Origin of the sequence: Salibaculum sp. (assembly GCF_035270045.1) — a bacterium.
Lineage (GTDB): Bacteria > Pseudomonadota > Alphaproteobacteria > Rhodobacterales > Rhodobacteraceae > Salibaculum.
In genome coordinates, this window is sequence record NZ_DATFIP010000023.1 from 30,559 (window position 1) to 50,406 (window position 19,848).

Annotated in this window: 16 protein-coding genes; 10 read left to right on the forward strand and 6 right to left on the reverse strand. The window is 67.3% G+C overall.

Annotated elements, in window-relative coordinates; all coding sequences use genetic code 11:
- Positions 1 to 2 precede the first annotated feature (2 nt).
- Both VJ897_RS03900 and VJ897_RS03905 read right to left on the reverse strand, forming a co-directional pair.
- Positions 3 to 1,781, reverse strand: a complete 1,779-nt coding sequence (locus VJ897_RS03900) for an SLC13 family permease (RefSeq protein ID WP_324053448.1) — start codon at positions 1,779 to 1,781, stop codon at positions 3 to 5.
- Between the two features lie 53 nt (positions 1,782 to 1,834).
- Positions 1,835 to 2,581 (reverse strand): 1-(5-phosphoribosyl)-5-[(5-phosphoribosylamino)methylideneamino] imidazole-4-carboxamide isomerase, encoded by a 747-nt coding sequence (locus VJ897_RS03905; protein ID WP_324053450.1) that lies wholly within the window; start codon positions 2,579 to 2,581, stop codon positions 1,835 to 1,837.
- A gap of 203 nt (positions 2,582 to 2,784) precedes the next feature.
- Between VJ897_RS03905 and VJ897_RS03910 the strand changes: the two genes are divergently transcribed.
- From VJ897_RS03910 to ribD, 9 genes are all read left to right on the forward strand, one after another.
- On the forward strand, positions 2,785 to 3,534 hold the full coding sequence (locus VJ897_RS03910; RefSeq protein WP_324053452.1) for a YebC/PmpR family DNA-binding transcriptional regulator: 750 nt from the start codon (positions 2,785 to 2,787) through the stop codon (positions 3,532 to 3,534).
- Between the two features lie 174 nt (positions 3,535 to 3,708).
- Complete coding sequence (locus tag VJ897_RS03915) at positions 3,709 to 4,314, forward strand: LysE/ArgO family amino acid transporter (protein ID WP_324053453.1); 606 nt, start codon at positions 3,709 to 3,711, stop codon at positions 4,312 to 4,314.
- Between the two features lie 174 nt (positions 4,315 to 4,488).
- Complete coding sequence (locus tag VJ897_RS03920) at positions 4,489 to 5,385, forward strand: DMT family transporter (protein WP_324053455.1); 897 nt, start codon at positions 4,489 to 4,491, stop codon at positions 5,383 to 5,385.
- Positions 5,386 to 5,427: 42 nt separating this feature from the next.
- Positions 5,428 to 7,410, forward strand: coding sequence for a DNA primase (dnaG, locus tag VJ897_RS03925; protein WP_324053456.1), 1,983 nt, complete (start codon positions 5,428 to 5,430; stop codon positions 7,408 to 7,410).
- Between the two features lie 172 nt (positions 7,411 to 7,582).
- A complete protein-coding gene (rpoD, locus tag VJ897_RS03930) occupies positions 7,583 to 9,583 on the forward strand; it encodes an RNA polymerase sigma factor RpoD (protein ID WP_324053458.1) in 2,001 nt (666 codons plus the stop codon).
- Positions 9,584 to 9,727: 144 nt separating this feature from the next.
- On the forward strand, positions 9,728 to 10,003 hold the full coding sequence (locus VJ897_RS03935; protein WP_324053460.1) for an HlyU family transcriptional regulator: 276 nt from the start codon (positions 9,728 to 9,730) through the stop codon (positions 10,001 to 10,003).
- A gap of 6 nt (positions 10,004 to 10,009) precedes the next feature.
- The gene (locus tag VJ897_RS03940) at positions 10,010 to 10,420 is read left to right on the forward strand and encodes a secondary thiamine-phosphate synthase enzyme YjbQ (RefSeq protein ID WP_324053462.1); all 411 of its coding nucleotides are present in this window, start codon (positions 10,010 to 10,012) and stop codon (positions 10,418 to 10,420) included.
- Positions 10,421 to 10,739: 319 nt separating this feature from the next.
- Positions 10,740 to 11,249 (forward strand): transcriptional regulator NrdR, encoded by a 510-nt coding sequence (gene nrdR / locus VJ897_RS03945; protein ID WP_324053464.1) that lies wholly within the window; start codon positions 10,740 to 10,742, stop codon positions 11,247 to 11,249.
- Positions 11,246 to 12,355: a bifunctional diaminohydroxyphosphoribosylaminopyrimidine deaminase/5-amino-6-(5-phosphoribosylamino)uracil reductase RibD gene (ribD, locus tag VJ897_RS03950; RefSeq protein WP_324053466.1), complete on the forward strand. Its 1,110-nt coding sequence runs from the start codon at positions 11,246 to 11,248 to the stop codon at positions 12,353 to 12,355. The genes nrdR and ribD overlap by 4 nt, the downstream gene beginning before the upstream one ends.
- On the opposite strand, the gene VJ897_RS03955 is transcribed toward ribD, so the two are convergent.
- The 3 genes from VJ897_RS03955 to VJ897_RS03965 form a co-directional block, all read right to left on the reverse strand.
- A complete protein-coding gene (locus VJ897_RS03955) occupies positions 12,334 to 14,364 on the reverse strand; it encodes a capsule polysaccharide biogenesis protein (RefSeq protein WP_324053468.1) in 2,031 nt (676 codons plus the stop codon). The genes ribD and VJ897_RS03955 overlap by 22 nt on opposite strands.
- A 1-nt stretch (position 14,365) precedes the next feature.
- Entirely contained in the window at positions 14,366 to 15,502 is a 1,137-nt protein-coding gene (locus tag VJ897_RS03960) for a polysaccharide biosynthesis/export family protein (protein WP_324053470.1), read from the reverse strand.
- A gap of 175 nt (positions 15,503 to 15,677) precedes the next feature.
- Positions 15,678 to 16,985, reverse strand: a complete 1,308-nt coding sequence (locus tag VJ897_RS03965; RefSeq protein ID WP_324053472.1) for a capsule polysaccharide biogenesis protein — start codon at positions 16,983 to 16,985, stop codon at positions 15,678 to 15,680.
- A gap of 147 nt (positions 16,986 to 17,132) precedes the next feature.
- On the opposite strand from VJ897_RS03965, the gene VJ897_RS03970 reads away from it, so the two are divergent.
- Positions 17,133 to 17,732, forward strand: coding sequence for a riboflavin synthase (locus tag VJ897_RS03970; protein WP_324053474.1), 600 nt, complete (start codon positions 17,133 to 17,135; stop codon positions 17,730 to 17,732).
- 15 nt (positions 17,733 to 17,747) lie between these two features.
- Here the strand turns inward: VJ897_RS03970 and VJ897_RS03975 are convergent, their stop codons facing one another.
- Positions 17,748 to 19,829 carry a hypothetical protein gene (locus VJ897_RS03975; RefSeq protein ID WP_324053475.1) on the reverse strand — a complete coding sequence of 694 codons (2,082 nt, stop codon included), beginning with the start codon at positions 19,827 to 19,829 and terminating at the stop codon, positions 17,748 to 17,750.
- Positions 19,830 to 19,848: the final 19 nt, after the last annotated feature.

The following is a 19,848-nucleotide window of genomic DNA, read 5'->3' on the forward strand; positions in this document are numbered from 1 at the left end:
TGTCAAAGCGGCCAGAAGGTCAGGATGGCCGGGATAGACACCGCCACGATCAGGATTTCAAGGGGCAGACCCATGCGCCAGTAATCCCCGAACCTGTAGCCGCCGGGGCCAAGGATCAGCGTGTTGTTCTTGTGTCCGATGGGCGTGAGGAAGGCCGAGGAGGCCGCCACCGCCACCGCCATCAGGAACGGGTCGGACGAGACATCGAGCGTGCGCGCCATCTCGATCCCGATCGGCGCGGCGACGATTGTGGTGGCCGTGTTGTTGAGCACGTCCGACAGGGTCATGGTGACCACCATCAGAACCGTCAGGATGGCCCAGGCCGGCAGGGCGCCGGTCAACCCGGTCAGGGCACCGGCGATCAGCTCGGTCCCGCCGGACTGTTCCAGGGCACCACCCAGCGGGATCATCGACCCGAGCAGGACCACCACCGGCCATTCGACATGGTCGTAGATCTCGGACAGTGGCAGGATGCGGGCTAGGGCATAGACCGTCACGACGATTCCCAGCGCCACGGGCAGGTAGACCAGCCCGAAAGAGGCCGCCGCCACTGCCGCGGCAAAGGTGCCGATGGCCAGCCACATCTTGCTGTCGGCCGTTACCGAGATTCCGCGGTCGGCCAGCGGCAGGCAGCCCAGCCAGTCGGCGACATCCGTGGCCCGGGCCGACGGCGCCAGCAGCAGCAGGATGTCGCCCGGCTGGACCATGGTCTTGCGCATCTGGGTCTTGATGGCGCGCCCCTTGCGCGACATGCCCAGCAGCACGGTCTGATGCCGCCAGAGCAGACCGACCGCCTGCGCGGTCTTGCCGGCGATGCGCGCGCCCTCGGGCACCACGACCTCGATCAGGGCCAGCCCGTCGCCCTCGGCCTCCAGCTTGTCGGCGTTGTCCTTGGTGGTGAACTTCAGCGACAGGGCGCTGCGAAACTCGTCCAGCGGCCCGGGCGCGGCCTCCAGCACCAGGATGTCGTCGCCGCGCAGCACCGCGTTGGACGCGGCGCCATACCGCCGCTCGCCGTTGCGGATCAGGCCCAGGATGGCCACGTCGTTCTTCTCTGCGGTCTCGTACAGCTCGCCCAGGCGTTGGCCGATCAGCTTGCTGTCGGTGGGCACGATGAGTTCGGCCAGGTAATCGGCATAGCTGTCGGCGACGGCCCCGGCGGTGGCCGCGTCCTGTGCCGGGATCAGCCGCCAGCCGATCAGCGCCACGAAGGCCAGCCCCGCCAGCGCCGTGACCGCGCCCACGGGGGCGAAATCGAACATGGCAAAAGGCGCGCCCAGGCTGTCCTCGCGGATCGAGGCGATGATGATGTTCGGGGGTGTGCCGATCAGCGTGGCCATGCCACCCAGGATCGTGGCGAAGCTCAGCGGCATCAGTGACATGCCCGGGCTACGCCCCGCCTTGCGTGCGGTCTGGATGTCGACCGGCATCAGCAGCGCCAGCGCGGCCACGTTGTTCATGAAGGCCGACAGGACCCCGCCGATCCCCCCCATGATGGTGATATGCGCGCCAAGGCTGCGCGTGCTGTCGATCATTGTCCGGGTGATCAGGTAGACCGCGCCCGAGCGCACCAGCCCTGCGGAGACGATCAACACCAGCGCGACGATGATCGTGGCCGGGTGGCCGAAGCCGGAAAAGGCCGCCTCCACCTCCACCAGCCCGCCGGCCACGGCCGCCATCAGCGCTGCGAAGGCCACGATGTCATAGCGGATGCGCCCCCAGAGAAGCAGCGCGAAGATCAGCCCGAACAGGGCGAACAGAAGGGCCTGGTCCGTCGTCATGCCCGAACCCTATTGCGGCGATGCGCGGTCGGCAATCGCCTGTCGCGCCCTCTTCAAACGAAGGGGGCGACGGTTTCCTCTGGTCGGGGGGCGGCCAGGGCCACGGCCTCTTCGAGGTCGACGGACTTGTTGAGAAGCGCCCGGCCGATCACCGTGCCCGCGACCTGCGGGACGTACTTCAGGCGGCTGATGTCGTCGAGCGTGCGCACCGTGCCGCGGGCGATCACGGGCGTGCGCGACGCCTCGGCCACCCTGGTGATGAGCGAGACCGAGGCCTCGGTCTCCTCGATGTCAGCGTCGATGTCGGTGACCACGATGGCGGCGAGCGCGTCGTTCTCGAACCAGCCCAGCACGTCGAGCGGATCGAAGGCGGTGGTGTCGCGCCAGCCCCCGGACATGACCTTGCCCTGGTAGACATCCAGTGCCAGCACGATCTGGTCGGGATAGGCCAGCGCGGCCTCTTTCACCAGGTCGGGGGTCACCAGCGCGGTCTGACCGATGACGACGCGGGCCACCCCGGCCTCGACCCACTGGGTGATGCGATCCATCGTGCGCATGCCGCCCCCCAGTTGCACCGACCCGGGCACGGTACGGATGATCTGCTCGATCAGCGCGGTGTTGTCCGTCTCGGCGCGGGCCACGGCGTCGAAATCGGTGACATGGACCCAGCCGGCTTTCTCGGTGAAATCCCGCGCGACCTCGACGGGATCGAGATGCCATATCTCCGGGGCGTCCAGGCCGCCCCGGCGCAGCGAGACGCAGCGTCCGCCCTGCAATTCCAGTGTCGGGTAGATCTGCATGGGGTCCTCCCTCCCGTTGGCGTGAACGTCAGATGGAAAGTCTAACCGCGCGTGGCGGTCCATGATAGGTCGAAAGCGGCATCCCGCCGTCCGCGACCGCTCGGATTGCTGCACAGGGCCGTGCGGATCGGCGCGCGCCATTGCCCAGCGCCCCGCGCTTGGGTATGACAGCCGCCATACGCCAAACACCTCAGGGGAGTATCATGGCCGGCCATTCCAAATGGGCAAACATCCAGCACCGCAAGGGGCGTCAGGACGCCGCGCGGTCCAAGCTCTTCTCCAAGCTCGCCAAGGAGATCACCGTCGCCGCCAAGATGGGCGATCCCGACCCCGAGAAGAACCCGCGCCTGCGCCTGGCCGTCAAGGAGGCCAAGACGCAGTCCGTGCCCAAGGACGTGATCGACCGCGCGATCAAGAAATCCCAGGGCGGCGATGCCGAGGACTACGAGGAAATCCGCTACGAAGGCTATGCCTCGGGCGGGGTGGCCGTGATCGTCGAGGCGATGACCGACAACCGCAACCGCACCGCCTCGACCGTGCGGTCGACCTTTTCCAAGCACGGCGGCAACCTTGGCGAGACCGGCTCGGTCGGCTTCATGTTCGATCGCAAGGGCCAGATCATGTATCCGCCCGAGGCGGGCGATGCCGACACGGTGATGATGGCCGCGATCGAGGCCGGGGCCGAGGATTGCGAGAGTGCCGAGGACGGCCATGTCATCATCTGCGCCGACACCGATCTCAACGACGTGTCAAACGCGCTGGAGGACCAGCTGGGAGAGGCCAGTTCGACCAAGCTGGTCTGGCGGCCACAGACGACCGCGCCGGTTGACCTCGAAGGGTTGCAGAAGGTGATGAAACTGGTCGAGGCGCTGGAGGACGATGACGATGTCCAGAACGTGACCACGAATTTCGAGGCCCCAGACGAGGTGATGGAGGCCTACGCGGCGGAGTAAGGCCGGGCCGCGACCGAATTGCGAGGCCCGCCCGCCGATCCGGCGCGCGGGCCTCGCCGTTTATCGGGCATATCGGCGCCATGGCACGCACCCGGGTGGGGTGAAGAATATCGCGCGACAGGCTACGGTTTGTACGGCTTGCCTTCCCGCACGCCGTGGGCGAAAGAGACGGCCATGTTCGGCGCGTTCACTACCGGCTTTGGGCTGGGCTTTTCCCTGATCCTCGCCATTGGGGCACAGAACGCCTTTGTTCTGCGCCAGGGGCTGCGGCGCGAACATGTCTTGCCCATCGTCCTGACCTGCGCGGTGTCGGACGCGATCCTGATCAGCGTGGGCGTCTTCGGCTTTGCGGCCCTGACCGAGTGGCTGCCGGGGCTCGCCCCTGTCATGCGCTGGCTCGGCGCGGCCTTCCTGCTGGTCTACGGCGCGTTGAGTTTCCGGCGCGCCTGGGCGGGGGGCGAGGCCCTGGACCCGGCCAATGGCACGGCAATCAGCCTGCGGGCGGCGCTTGTCTTCTGCCTGGCCATCACCTGGGGCAACCCGCATGTCTACCTTGATACCGTCGTGCTGATCGGCGCGGTGGCGGCGCGCCATGCGGACCAGGCGTGGGCCTTCTGGGCTGGGGCGGTGGCGGCCTCTTTCGCCTTTTTCTTCTCGCTGGGGTACGGTGCGCGGTTGCTGGCCCCGCTGATGACGCGGCCCCGGGCCTGGCAGGTGCTGGACCTGGGGATCGGTTGCGTCATGTGGGCCATCGCGCTGAGCCTTGTTCTGGGGCACTAGGCGCCGATGCCAACTGGCGCGCGGTTCCTGGTTGTCCGGCCGCCACCGGGCCGGGACGCGTTGACCGCTGCAGGCCGTGTGTTTCCGGGGTGAAAAGACCGTCAAGGGGGATGCCGAAAGCAGAGCGGACAGAGCCCTCTTGCGACCCCTGCCAAACTCGGATCATCTGGCACGATGCCACAGCAGCACCGCCCCCTTGCCGGAATATTCTGGATGGTCGTCGCCGGCCTGAACTTCGTCGCGGTGACCGCGATGGTCAAACACGTGGGCGATGCCATCCCGGCGGCGCAGTCGGCGTTTCTGCGTTACCTGCTCGGGCTGGTCTTCCTGTTGCCGGTGATCCGGCCCATGCTTCGCGCGCGGCTGACGCCGCGGCAGTTGAGGCTTTTCACCCTGCGCGGGGCGGCGCATACGGTTGCGGTCATCCTCTGGTTCTACGCCATGACCCGGATTCCCATCGCCGAAGTCACGGCGATGAACTACATGAGCCCCATCTACGTCACGCTGGGCGCGGCACTCTTCATGGGCGAGGACCTTCCGCCGCGCCGCATGGCGGCTGTCATCATGGCGCTGATCGGTGCGCTCATCATCCTGCGCCCCGGCCTGCGTGACCTCAACGCGGGCCATCTTGCGATGATCGTCACCGCCATGGGCTTTGCGTCAGGCTACATGATCACCAAGCGGCTCTCGGGCGAGGTGTCGGCGGCGGTGATCGTTGGCATGCTGTCCATCACCGTCACCATCGGGCTGGCCCCGTTCGCCTTTGCCGTTTGGGTGCCGGTGACGGGCCCGCAGCTCCTGTGGTTCTTCGTCGTCGCCTGTTTCGCGACCACCGGGCACTACGCGATGACCCTTGCCTTCGTCGCGGCGCCGCTGACGGTGACGCAGCCGGTGACCTTCCTGCAGCTGATCTGGGCGGTGACCCTGGGTGCCCTCGTCTTCGGCGAAGGGGTCGATGCCTGGGTGATCCTGGGCGGGGTGGTCATCGTCGCCTCGGTCAGCTTCATTTCCTGGCGCGAGGCGCGGGCGCGGCGCGTGGTGACGCCGTCGCCCAATGCGCCAAAGCTCTGAAGAAGACTCGCAGTCGGCGGCGGCCGGGCCTATATTCTCACCATGAGCCTGCCTCCCGGTTTCCTAGACGAATTGCGCAGCCGCCTGAGCATCGCCCGGGTCGTCGGCCGAAAGGTCATGTGGGACAATCGCAAGTCCAACCAGGCCAAGGGCGACATGTGGGCGCCATGCCCCTTTCACCAGGAAAAGACCGCCAGCTTTCACGTGGACGACCAGAAGGGGTATTACTACTGCTTCGGCTGCCACGCCAAGGGGGATGCCATCTCTTTCGTTCGCGAGACCGAGAACGTCGGCTTCATGGAGGCGATCGAGATCCTGGCCGGAGAGGCCGGGATGCCAATGCCCGAACGCGACCCGAGGGCGCAGGAAAAGGCGGATTGGCGCACCCAGCTGGTCGAGGTCATGGAACTGGCCGTGCAGTTCTTTCGCCTGCAACTCAAGACGCAGGCCGGCGCGGCAGCGCGCGATTACCTGGCCGGGCGTGGCCTGTCCGAGGAGGCGCAGGCGCGCTGGGAAATCGGCTTGGCCCCGCCGGGCTGGTCCAATCTATGGGATCACCTGACGGGCAAGGGCGTGGAAAAGGACCAGATCGTTGCCGTCGGGCTGGCCCGCGAAAGCGACCGTGGGCGCGATCCCTACGACACCTTCCGCAACCGCATCATCTTTCCAATCCGCGATGCGCGCGGGCGCTGCATCGCCTTTGGGGGCCGTGCACTGGACCCGGGCGACAACGCGAAATACCTCAATTCGCCCGAGACCGAGCTGTTCGACAAGTCCCGCAGCCTGTTCAACCTCAAGCGCGCGCGCGAAGCCGCCGGCAAGGGCCAGGCCCTGATCGTGGCCGAGGGCTACATGGACGTGATCGCCCTGTCGGAGGCCGGGTTCGAGGCCGCGGTCGCGCCCCTTGGCACCGCCGTCACCCAAGAGCAGCTTGCCATGATCTGGCGCATCGCGCCCGAGCCGGTGATCACCCTGGACGGCGATACGGCCGGGCAGCGCGCGGCAGGCCGTGTCATGGACCTGGCCCTGCCGCTGCTGGAGGCGGGCGCATCCCTGCGTTTTGCCATGATGCCCGAAGGGATGGACCCCGATGACCTGCTGCGCGCCCAGGGCCCGGGCGGAATGCGCAAGCAGCTGGACGCGGCGCTGCCCATGGTGCAGCTGCTATGGCAACGCGAGATCGAGGGTAGGTCCTTCGACAGCCCCGAACGCCGCGCGGCCCTCGACAAGGCGCTGCGCGACAAGATCCGCATGATTCGCGATCCCTCTATCCGGGGGCACTACGGCGAGGCGATCAGGGAGTTGCGCGGGCACCTGTTCGGCACGGCCCGAAGCCAGGGCCCGGCCCGGGGACAGGGCGCGCGCCGCCGCGGCTGGCGTCCCGGTGGGCGATGGGCCCTGCCGGAGTGGAAGATCGCCCCGCCGATGCCTGCCAGCAAGGCCTCGCTGCTGGCCACCGGCGGCCCGGTCGAGGATCAGCTGCGCGAGGCGGTCATCCTGGCCACGTTGATCCGCAACCCGGGGCTATTGCCCGACTTCCTGCACGAGCTGGAACGGATGGTGTGCGCCACGCCTGACCATGCCAGGCTGCGCGATGCCCTGCTGCGCGCCGAGGGTCCCGAGATGGCGGACGAGATTGCGGCGCTGATCGGCACCGAGCCTCTTGAAAAGCTCTTCGCGCAGGCCCACGTGGCCATCACGCCTGCAGTGCGCAGGCCCGACAATGGCGAGGTTGCGACCATGTGCCTGGCCGAGGAACTGGCAAAGCTCAATGCCCGCCGCGGTCACACGCACGAGGTGGAGGAAGCGATAGAGGACCTGTCCTCGGATGTGGCCGACGAACGTCTGACGACGCGGCTGGCCCAGTCCAGCGCGGCGATGAACCGTGCTGGCAAACAGGATGACGATGATCGGGCCGAATATGACACCGGCCCGAACGGGGCCCGCATGAAACGGGAAGAACGCAGCGCTTTTGACGAATTGTTAAGCAAGATCGACTTTGCCAAGGGACGCGGGCCGCGCTAGCTGGGGCGGCATCTCGAACCAAGGCACGACGACCCGGGCGTGGCGCCACGGGAAACGGGGCAACAGCGCGCTGAAAAGCGGGCGCGAGGGCATTGCGAATCGCGCGGTGGCAGGATTGATTCGGACAACGCGAATCATCCGAATCACTGCGAGACAGCCAGAGGGGACACGCATGGCAGCCAAGGACACCGAGGATCGCAGCGAGAACGGCGCGGACGGCGACATTTCCATCGACATGAGCCAGACCGCGGTCAAGAAGATGATCGCCGAGGCCAAGGACCGCGGCTACATCACCTACGATCAGCTCAACGCGGTGTTGCCGCCCGACCAGGTCAGTTCCGACCAGATCGAGGATGTCATGTCCATGCTCAACGAGATGGGCATTCAGGTCACCGAGGAAGAGGAAAGCGAGGAAGTCCCCGAGGGCGAGGACGAGAAATCCACCTCGACCGAGGTCGCCACCGTGGGCGGGCGCGACGTCGCCATGGGCAGTTCGAGCTCTGAGAAACTCGACCGGACAGACGACCCGGTGCGAATGTACCTGCGCGAGATGGGCAGCGTGGAGCTGCTGTCCCGCGAGGGCGAGATCGCCATTGCCAAACGGATCGAGGCCGGGCGCAACACCATGATCGCGGGCCTGTGCGAAAGCCCGCTGACCTTCCAGGCGATCACCATCTGGCGCGACGAGCTGCTGGAAGAGGAAATCCTGCTGCGCGACGTCATTGACCTGGAAACCACCTTCGGCAACCAGCTTGACGAGGAGGCGGGTGATGCCGCCCCTGTCGTGGCACCCGAGGCCGCCCCCAAGCCCGAGGAAAAGGCGGACGATGGCCCCGAGCTTGACGCCGACGGCAATCCCATCGCCAAGGACGATGACGAAGACGAGGACGAGGATGCCGCGAACATGTCGCTGGCCGCCATGGAGGCGACGCTCAAGCCCCGCGTTCTGGAAACCCTCGACACGATCGCCGGCGACTTCGCCAAGCTGTCCGAGATGCAGGACGCCCGCATGTCGGCAACCCTCAATGAGGACGGCTCCTTCAGCGAGGCGGACGAAAGGAAATACCAGACCCTGCGCGCCGAGATCGTGGAACTGGTCAACTCGCTTCACCTGCACAACAACCGCATCGAGGCGCTGATCGACCAGCTCTACGGCATCAACCGGCGCATCATGTCCATCGACAGCTCCATGGTGAAGCTGGCCGACCAGGCGCGGATCAACCGCCGCGAGTTCATCGAGGCCTACCGTGGCCGCGAGCTGGACCCTGGCTGGCTGGAGGACATGGCCAGCCGTGCAGGCCGGGGCTGGAAGGCGCTGGTCGAGCGTCACACCGACAAGATCGAGGACCTGCGCGCCGAGATGGCGCAGGTGGGCCAGTATGTCGGCGTCGACATTTCCGAGTTCCGCCGCATCGTCGCCCAGGTCCAGAAGGGCGAAAAAGAGGCCCGCGCGGCCAAGAAGGAAATGGTTGAGGCCAACCTGAGACTGGTGATCTCGATCGCCAAGAAATACACCAATCGCGGGCTGCAATTCCTCGACCTGATCCAGGAAGGCAACATCGGCCTGATGAAGGCCGTGGACAAGTTCGAGTATCGCCGCGGCTACAAGTTCTCGACCTACGCGACATGGTGGATCCGCCAGGCGATAACCCGCAGCATCGCCGACCAGGCCCGCACCATCCGCATCCCGGTCCACATGATAGAGACCATCAACAAGCTGGTCCGGACGGGGCGCCAGATGCTGCACGAGATCGGCCGCGAGCCCACGCCCGAGGAACTGGCCGCCAAGCTGCAGATGCCGCTGGAAAAGGTCCGCAAGGTGATGAAGATCGCCAAGGAGCCGATTTCGCTGGAAACTCCCATCGGCGATGAGGAAGACAGCCAGCTGGGCGATTTCATCGAGGACAAGAACGCCGTCCTGCCGTTGGATTCGGCGATCCAAGACAACCTGAAGGACACGACCACGCGGGTTCTGTCGTCGCTCACCCCGCGCGAGGAACGGGTGCTGCGGATGCGCTTCGGCATCGGCATGAACACCGACCACACGCTTGAAGAGGTGGGCCAGCAGTTCTCGGTGACGCGCGAACGCATCCGCCAGATCGAGGCCAAGGCCCTGCGCAAGCTCAAGCATCCTTCGCGCAGCCGCAAGCTGCGCTCCTTCCTGGATCAATAAGGCCACGGCCGGGGGCATCCGACCCCGGAAAACGGCTTGGAAGGGATGCGCGCATCCCTTCCTGCGACGCCACCGAGCACCGTCAGCCCATGGACAACCCCGCCCCGGCCTGCTTCACTTTCCACTCAGGAAAGGAGTCGGTTCATGTCCCTTCTCAAGAAACTCTTTGGCGGCGGCGGGGGCAACACCCCCGAGGAGGCCGAGCCGCTGGCCTATAACGGCTACCGCATCTTCGCCGAGCCCATGAAGGCCGAGGGCGGCTATCGCATTGCCGGCCGCATCGAACGCGAGGTGGGCGGCGAGACCAAGACCCACCGCCTGATCCGGGCCGACGTGGTCGCTGACCGCGATCAGGCCGTCGATGCCACGCTCCAGAAGTGCCGGCAGGTGATCGACCAGCAGGGTGACGGTATCTTCTAGGCGCCGATGCAGACCCGGTTCACCATCGCCACAGACGGCCCCGGCCTTTACGAGATCACCGGTCAGGTGGCCGACTGGGTGCGGGGGACAGGCGTGGTCACGCTGTTCGTGCAGCACACCTCTTGCTCGCTTGTGATCCAGGAAAACGCCGATCCGGCGGTGCAGCGCGACCTGATGGCCTACTTCGACCGTCTTGTGCCCTCGGCTGATGATCCGGCCATGGCCTATCTGACCCATGTCCAGGAAGGCCCCGACGACATGCCTGCCCATATCAAGGCGGCCATGCTGCCGGTCAGTCTGCAGGTGCCGGTGACGGATGGACGGCTGGCGCTGGGCACCTGGCAGGGGATCTACCTCTTCGAACATCGGCGCCGCGCGCACCGTCGGAAGGTGGCGGCTATGATGGTCCCGGCGTAATCGCGGTTTGCACTTCTCAGATATTGATTCCGGCAAACCAGCGTCCATCTCGCCATGAAATTTCAGATTTGGGATAACGCACGCCGGCCAAGACGGTCTTGCCTCGTCAATCGCCGAGGGCCCCAGCGCGCAGATGCCGGACCGGACTGCCCGTCCGTGCCCTGCTGTGAGCCTCCCGTGCAACGCCGCTTCAATCCGCATCTTGGGGTCAAAATTGGACTCTACCCAAAACCTGGCGGCTCCCCTATAGTGCCTGTGGACAACCGGGACAGAAGGCCCTAGCGGCAGGGACCACGGCAAATACGAGAAGGACAGGATCATGCGTTGCCCGTTTTGCGGAAACGTCGATACACAGGTGAAGGATTCCCGCCCGGCGGAAGACCACGTCGCGATCCGGCGGCGGCGCTTCTGTCCGGCTTGCGGGGGGCGCTTCACCACCTACGAGCGGGTTCAGCTGCGCGACCTCGTCGTGATCAAGTCCAACGGCCGGCGCGAGGATTTCGACCGTGACAAGCTGGAGCGTTCGGTGCGAATCTCGATGCAGAAGCGCCCGGTGGAATCCGAGCGGGTGGACCAGATGATCTCGGGTATCGTGCGGCGGCTCGAAAGCATGGGTGAGACCGATATCCCCTCCAAGCAGATCGGCGAGATCGTTATGGAAGCGCTGGCGCGGATCGACACCGTCGCCTACGTCCGTTTCGCGAGCGTTTACAAGAACTTCCAGGCGGCTGACGATTTCGACAAGTTCGTCAGCGAATTGCGGCCTCAGGCCAAGGCAGCCGAGGACGAAGTTGCCGACGCCAAACCAGAAGGCCCGGCGTCAGAGTGACCCGCGACAGCGACGCGCGTTACATGTCCCAGGCCCTGACGCTCGGGCGGCGCGGGCTGGGGCGCGTCTGGCCGAACCCCGCGGTGGGCTGCGTCATTACCAAGCGGGGCCGTGTGCTGGGCCGCGGGCGCACCGCAGATGGTGGCCGCCCCCATGCCGAGACCGAGGCGCTGGCCATGGCGGGCGCGGCCGCGCGTGGAGCCACCGCCCATGTCACGCTCGAACCCTGTTCCCATCACGGCAAGACACCACCGTGTGCCGACGCGCTGATCGCCGCCGGTGTGGCGCGGGTGGTCGTGGCCGTGCATGACCCCGACGCCCGCGTCGCCGGACGCGGTATCGAAGCCCTGCGTGACGCCGGGATAGAGGTCGAAACGGGCATGCTGCGCGTGCGGGCGGAGACTGACCTTGCCGGCTACCTGATGAACCGCCGGGTCGGGCGGCCCCGGGTCACGCTCAAGCTGGCGTCGTCCTTCGACGGGCGCATCGCCACGGCCACCGGCGAGAGCCGCTGGATCACGGGGCCGCTGGCCCGACGGACCGTTCATGCGATGCGGGCCCGGCATGACGCGGTGCTGGTGGGAGCGGGCACGGCGCGGGCCGACGACCCGGCCTTGACCGTGCGCGGGCTGGGGCCAATGCCGCAGCCGGTGCGCGTTGTGGCTGCGCGCCGACTGGATCTGCCCGAGGGACGTCTTGCCGAGACCCTGGACCAGGGGCCGCTTTGGCTATGCCACGGAAGCGAGGCCACAGGCGACCGCCGTGCGGCCTGGCGTGATCGGGGCGCGCGACTGTTCGAATGCCCGGTGGAGCATCGCCAGGTCGATCTTGCCGATATGCTCGGCCAGTTGGGGGCGGCAGGCCTGACCTCGGTTTTCTGCGAGGGCGGAGGAACGCTGGCCTCGGCGTTGCTGGGCGCCGGCCTGGTGGACGAGATCGTGGGTATCACGGCCGGGGTCGCGTTGGGGGCCGAGGGGACACCGGCGCTGGGGGCCATGGGACTGGATGCGCTGGCCGATGCGCCCCGCTTCGACCTGATTGAAAGCCGCCCCCTTGGGCCGGACCTGATGCACCGCTGGCAGGTTCAGCGCCAGAGTGCGGCGTAGCTGGCCAGTAGTCCCTGCGCCTTGGCCAGCAGGCGATTGAGCCCCCCGGGGCGCGGGACCGCGCCGGAGGCCAGGCGGTCCACCACGACCTCGACCGGGCAGGGCAGGCCGGTGGTCGGGTCGTGATAGCGCGGATAGTCGATCAGCACCGCATGGGTCAGCTGCGCCAGCGTAGGTCGTGCCGTCCGCCGCGGGCAGGGCATGGCACGGTCGTCGGTCAGGCCCCAGCCCGCGTAGAAGGGTGTGCCCAGGCAGGTGACGGACTTGCCGCGCAAAAGCGCTTCGAAGCCCAGCAGGGATGTCAGGGTCCAGACCTCTTCCACCGTTTCAATGGCGGTAATGGCATCGGTGCGGTCCAGCACCGCGTCGGCGATCTCTCGGGCGTCAAGGACGGCTCCGGCGCGCAGGCCGGCCTCCACGTCCGGGTGGGGCTTGTAAAGGATCACGGCAGCAGGGTTGGCCGCGCGGGCGGCTTCAAGCAAGGCGCGGTTGGTGCGGATGGTGTCCGTTCCCGTCAGGATGGAGGCGTCGTCCTCGACTTGGCCTGGAACGAGGATGCGCCGCCCAGCAGGCAGGCCAGGGAGTCCCGTCGGGCTGTTCAGGTTGTATTTGGACAAGCCTAACCGGACGAGGCGCGCAATCAGCCGTTCGGCCCGTTGGGTTTCGGCAACCGACAGATCCGGGCTTGCCATGATGAGGCGTTCGAGGCGGCTTTCTTCCCTCGGGTCGTAGTAGATCCCCAGGTCATCGAGGACCAGCGACAGGGGCGGCACCAGGTCGGCGCCCAGCCCGCGAGAGCGCAGGAAGCCGTCCTCGACCCGGACCGCGCCGTCATGTCCCGTGGCTTTCGACGCCCAGACCATCCGCCGTCTGCCGTCCTGACGCGCCCGCGTCGCCGCGCGGCGGGGCTCGTCTTCGAAAACCATCTTGCGATCGCGCCCGAAAACCCTTTGCAGGGGAGCCCGTTTCCACAGCCGCATGCTGCTGGCCACCCAGCCCACCCGGTCGTCGCGCCAGGCCCGCGTTTGGGCATCCAGTGCCCGCAGGGCATCCTCGAAGTCGCACAGGCGGTCGCGATTGGGGTCGTACCAGTGCGGATAGAGGATCATCGACGCGGCGAACAATTGCGCCCGGGTCAGACGCCTCTGGCGCCGGTCCAGCGGGGCGCGGTCCTGCGTCAGGCCCCAGCCGATGTAGAAGGGCTGACCGAAGACGACCGGGTTGTGGCCGGCCAGTATGGCCTCGAAACCCAGTTGCGAGGAAACGGTATAGACCGCGACCGCCCCTTCCAGCAGGTGATGGGGCGAGACCGGATCGGTGAAGAATTCCATCCCTTCGGAAAGATCACCATCGCGAAAATGGCCGCCGCGGTGCCCGGCGAGCGTTTCGGGATGGGTCTTGACAAGGATGCGCGCGCCGGGGTGATCCTCGCGCGCGCAGAACAGCATTTCGAGGAACCGGTTGCGGTCGGCGCCGCTGGCGCGGACGCTGGCGTCCCCCTCGGTCTGGTCGACAACCAGCACGTAGCCCGGCGCGGGGCAGGGGGCTTCGGGATCGAAGGTGTTGTATTTCGACAGATGCGCCCGGGCCAGTGCGGCGATGCCCGCCCGCGCGCGGTCCAGCAGGGCGGTATCGTCGAGCGGGTGCTCGGCCAGCAGGACCTCCAGGTCTGAGGGCCGGGTGGGGTCGAAGTGCAGGCCGCGGGTGTCCAGCAGCAGGCCGAGCGGGGGGTCGCCGTCCCGCCCCATCCTGACTGACCTGAGGAAGGCATCCTCGACGCGCAGCACCGGCGTGCCCGTGCTGTCCGCGACGCTTTCGCCGCGCCAACTGGTGGGCGAGCGGCCCCAGATGCCGACCATGTCCTCCGGGCCGGGACGGCCAACCCGGATGTCGTAGCCTGCAAGCGTCAGGATGCGGCGGATGCGCGGCCGGGTCAGGAACCCGCCATTATAGACGTAAAGGCGCCGCGAGGTGCCCCCCGCGGCGCTGTCGGGTCGAGGCTTCGTCACCTCAGTTTCCGGTCAGTGTGTCCGCGGCAGACGTGGTCTGGCCAAGTGTCCCGGTCAGGGCGGAGATAGTCTTGTTGAACTGGCTGAAGGGGGCCTCGGTGACATAGACCGTGTCATCGTCGCGGATCGCGAAATCGCGCGCCATGAACATCCCGTTGGGGCCGGTCAGATCCAGCACGTAGACCACCCGCTGGCTGCCTTGGAGGTCGTCGCGGTCCAGTAGCTGCCGGGCGATGGGCTCGGGTTCGTTGCGGAACACGAAGACGCCGGTGGGATCTGCCAGGGACGGGTTGAGCCCCCCGACCTGGGCGATGGCCTCGATGGCACTGATGGTCTGGCTTTCGAAGGGGACGCGGCTCTGGGTGCCGGTGGCGCCCAGCGCGGTGAAGGACCGGCGGTCCTGTTCCACGAAGATGCGATCGCCCGCGCGCAGGGCAATATCGTGGCCGGGGTGGGCATAAAGGTCGTCGAACCAGATCTGGCCCGAATGATCGCCGCGGGTCAGGGTGACCTGGGCGATTTCAGGCTGCACGGTGACGCCGCCCGCCGCTGCCAGCATGGCCGAGAGCGTGCGCGTCGGCCGTTCGATCGGGTAAACGCCCTGGCCGCCCACCACGCCGGCGATCGAGACGGTAGCGCCGTCTCCGGCCAGGCGGCGCACCTGCACCTGCGGGTCCGGGGTCTGCTCGTCCAGTTTTTCGGAAATGATCCGGCGAACCGCCTCGGGTGTATTGCCAGCGGCGCGTATGCGGCCCGCGTAGGGCACGAAGATGAAGCCCGCACCGTCCACCTGGACCTCGTCCAGGACGGTGGCGTTCTGGCCTTGGGCCACGAGTAACCCGTCCTCGACGTTTTCCCAGATCGTCAGGCTGAGGGTATCGCCCGGGCTGATGGTGTCGCTGCCCAGTCGCCCGGCGTTCCGGAAACTTTCCGAGAAGTCGAGTGCGGGGGTGACACTGGCAATGCGGTTGATGCGGTCATCGACCAGCAGGACGAAGGCGTCACCCTCGCGCATGACCGACCCTGCGAAGATCTCGTTCTTGTTGGGGCCCGACCGTGGCAGGCCACAGGATGATACCAGCAGTGTGGCTGCCAGAATGGCCACGCCCCTGGCAAGGCGCAAGCTGAAGGGTGTCACTGCTCCGGTCTCCTCGACCTGTTATTATTCTGCCTCAAGTTTTGCTGATAAATTACCGGCAAAGCGGTGAAAAAGCCAGAATTTCCTTCCGCGCCGCCGGTGGTGTTGCCACGCTGCACGCGCCCGCAACATCCTGTGGCTGCCTGGCGGCCGGAACGCTAGATCGGGCGGATGGCTACTTGACCACCCGCAACTGCTGGCGCGGCGGGGCCTTGCCCAGGCGCAGCGCCTCGTAGGGATCGTCGGGGTCGAGCATCATGTCCACCACCTGCCGCAGCAGTTGCCGCCGCCCGCGGGCGGAGTAGAACCCGCCGGGCACCTGGCTGGTCTCCAGCAGGAACCGCCGGAAGTCCTTGTAGGCGGCCAGGTCGGGACGGCCGGGGCTTGCGAAGAAGTCCTCGACGGGCTGGTCCGAGACGAGGCCGGGCTTGGCGTAGACCGCGTCGCCGAAGACCTTGAGCGGGATGCCCCGGTGCAATACCTGCTGGGCAGCGGTGGAATTGACCGTCACGGCGGTGCGCGCGTGGTCGAGAAGCTGTGCCAGCTTGCCACCGCGGACGTAGTGGATGCGATCGGCCACGCCATGTGCGCTGGCCCGCGCGCTGATGATGCGCTTGAGCGGCGACTGGCCGTTTTCCAGCGGATGGGCCTTGAAGACAAGGTGGTGATGACGCGGCGCCCCCCGGGCAAAGCCGGCAATCACCGTTTCGAGGAACTCGGCCATGCTGGAGAACGGCGAATGTTGTTGAAAACTGGAGTCGTGTTCCAGTTGCAGCAAGGCCAGATGATAGGGATAGCCGCCGCGCTTGATCTGGAAGGTGGACCCGATCCGGCTCAGCGCGAAGGCGGGCATCAGTAGCAGTCGGCGGGTATAGAGCAGCGTCTCTGTCAGCAGGGGCAGGTCGCGGTGCGGGCGAAAATTGCGATACTCTCGGTTCCGGAACAGCACGAACCAGTGGTAAAGCGCACCGTAGAAGACGTGTTGGCGCATGTCGCCCCATTGCGCCGGGGCCTCGGGCAGGTCCATCTCGCTGCGGGCGAGCGCCGCGCGCATGTCCTCTATCCGCAGGTCCATCAGCGGCGAGTGGCCGTTGGCGCCGCCGCGTTCGTAGGTCACCCAGTAGGGACGCATGTAGCCTTCTTCGAAGACATGGATCGTCAGACCAAGGACGCGCGCGATGGCGATGGCGCTGGCGTGGATGGGCCGGGTGTCGCCGTAGAGCACGATGTCGGTCACGCCCTTCTCTGCGACGATGGCGCGGAACCGGTCGGGCCAGTCGGCAGCAGGGGCGCGGTAGGGTATGTAGCTGCGCCTTTCGAACCAGAAGGCCCGGTCGCCCGCGTTGAAGCCGACCCGCCAGACTCCGGCCCCGGCCCGGGTCAGCATCCGGCCCAGGCCGTGGAAAAAGGGGCCGTGCGGCCCTTGCAGGAACAGGAATGTCTTCCGGGACGGCTCGGTCACGATGCGGGTTTGCCTTGTCATTCTGTTATGCCCTGTGCCTAACCGATCCGTGCGGCTGCAATATGACCCGATCGTGCCCGCGATGCGACGGCGGCCAAGGCCGGTAACGGGGATTGCCCCGGCGCGCGGATCAGTCTAGCCAAGGCGGGTCAGAAAAGGAATGCGGTCATGTTCACGGGCATCATCACGGATATCGGCGAAATCCTCGAGGTCGACCAGCGCGGCGATCTGCGCGCCCGCATCGGCACGGGCTATGACATCGAGGGCATCGACATCGGCGCCTCGATTGCCTGCGATGGTGTTTGCCTGACCGTCGTGGCCAAGGGCAGCGAGCCTCGCGGTTGGTTCGACGTCGATATCTCGGCGGAAACGGTGGGCGCGACGAATGTCGGTGGCGGCTGGGTGCCGGGCAAAAGGCTGAACCTGGAACGCGCGCTGAAAGTCGGCGACGAGTTGGGTGGACATATCGTCTCGGGCCACGTGGATGGCGTGGCAGAGGTCGTGGACATGCAAGACGATGGCGACAGCACCCGCGTCACCCTGCGCGCGCCCGACGCGCTGGCGAAGTTCATCGCGCCCAAGGGGTCGGTGGCGCTCAATGGCACCTCGCTGACGGTGAACGCGGTCGAGGGCGCGGATTTCGGCATCAACTTCATCCCCCACACCAAGGAGATGACGACCTGGGGTGACGTGGCCGTGGGCGACGCCGTCAACCTGGAGGTCGACACAATGGCGCGCTACGTGGCCCGCCTCCGCGAGGCCGGCTGACGCCCGGCTGTCGGTTCAGGCACCGGCATCGCGCAGCGGCGTGGTGCCGCGCGCCGCGCCTTCGATCGCCCGTGCGCGGACTTCCAGCACCATGGCGCCGCGGCGGTGGCCGGTCTCGATCAGCGCCGCGCTTGCAGCGGCCAGGTCCAGGCGGGCGGCGTCCTCTTTCTTGCCGTCGCCAGCGTTGTATCCCTGTTGCAGCCGGGTCAACGCGAGGTGACCCTGCGCCAGCAGCATGTCCACGCGCGATCCCTCCGGCCCGAAGCGGCTCGCAGCCTGCCCGAGGGCTGCCATGGACTCGGCGAGCAACGCGTCGGCGTGGTCGGGCACCAGGTCGGCCATGCTGTATAGGCATTGCCCCCGTTCAAGTGCGCCATGGCCAAGGTAGAAGACGGCCTCGGCCGCCTCGAAGACCGCCTCGGCCTGGTCGAGGTCGGCCAGGGCCGTCTCGATCCGCGCCGCCCTTCCGGTCAGCGCGCCGAGGGCGCGGTTGGCCATGGCGCGGTTGAGCAAGGTGATGGCCCATTCATGGGTATCGGCCGCCGGTGTGCGAACGCACAGGGCCTCGTCAAGGATCGCGAGCGCGGTCTCCAGGTGCGCCGCCTCGCCCGTGGCTTCGGCCAGATGCCGCAGCGCCCCGGCCAGGTTCATCTGGGTGCGGGCCCATTCGGCCGGCCTGGCCGCACGGGTGCGGACGCTCAGTGTCTCACGATAGGCTGCGATGGCACGCTCCAGCCGGTCGTTGCCTGCGTCGCGCAGCGCCAACGCCACGGTGGAGTTGGCCAGGTTCATCTGCGCCTTGGCCCAGAGGTCGGGCAGGCGGTCGCGGTCCCAGTGATACAGGGCTTCCTCGAAACTGGCGGTGGCCATGAGAAGGTGGCGTGGCCCTGCCGCGCGCTCGCCCAGCGTGTGATGCACGACCCCGGCGAGGTTGAGCGCCGCGCCGCGCTCTTCGGCGGTGGCGGCATGGTCGCGCAGGACCTGGGCCAGGGCGCCGGCAATCTCGAGCTCCAGCGGCAGGCCACGGTCACGGCCAGCGGCAAAGCGGGCGATGGCCAACTGGCGGATGGCGGCAAAATCGGGCGGCGTGCCCGCCTCCAGACCGGCTAGCGCCAGGTGACGCCTGGCCGCCGCCTCCGCGTTGCGCCGCAGCAGGTCCTGGTCCAGCGCAGCCTCGAGCAGGGCGCGCTTGCGCGCGACATGGTCCTGTTCGAGCCGGTCAAGCTCGGCGTCGATTGTCTCGGCGGCGCGGTCGTGTGCCCCCCGGGCCGAGGCCTCGGCGACCTGCCGCAGGACCGCGTCGGCGCCGTCGCCCCGGGCCTGGACGGCCATGGCAATCTCCACCGCGCTTTCCAGTTCGCGCAGGGCCGCGCCCGCGTCCGAAACCTCGCCCGCGATGCGCGACGCCAGCGCGATCAGCGCGGCCTCGTCGATCCCGCTCTGGCGGGCGCCAGCGCCCTGGCTGACGGCCTTTCGCAGCATGTCCTCCATGCGGGCGATGCGGTCATCCTGCACCTTCTGCCCGTCCAGGATGCGGTCGGTCTGGGACAGGACCCCCGACCACAGCTTCGGCGAAATCAGCGTGGCAAAGGCGGGATCGGCGGCCAGTGTCGCGTAGGTACGGTGGCTGAGGTTCCAAAGAACCTCGCGCGCCAGCGCCCCGTCCCGTCCGCGTGCCTGCGCCTGGCCGTAGACCTGGGGCATCTCCCGTTCGGCTTTGCGCAGCATCATGTCGGCCATGGCCGCGGCGTCGAACCGCTGGTTGACGAATTCCGCCGGGTCGAGCCGGATCCGGGGCAGCACGTCGTCGAAGCTTTGCAGGACGCTGGCGCGCAATCCCTCGTCGGCGATGGCTTCGAGACCGGCCCAGCGTTCCCAGTCTCTTTCCAGCTGGCGGCGCACCCGGCCCGTGACGATGTCGATGTCGCGGCGGCTCTGGGCGGTGACCGATCCCATGAGTTCGCTTAGCCCGAAAGACGCCTGGATGGCGCCGCTGGGCAGCACCCCGCCGGCCACCATCGCGGCCGATGTGATCGCCCCGCCCAGCACGATATTGGCCAGCCCTGTCAGGGAATCCGTGTTCAGGTATCTGCGCATCTCATCCGCACGCCTTGCC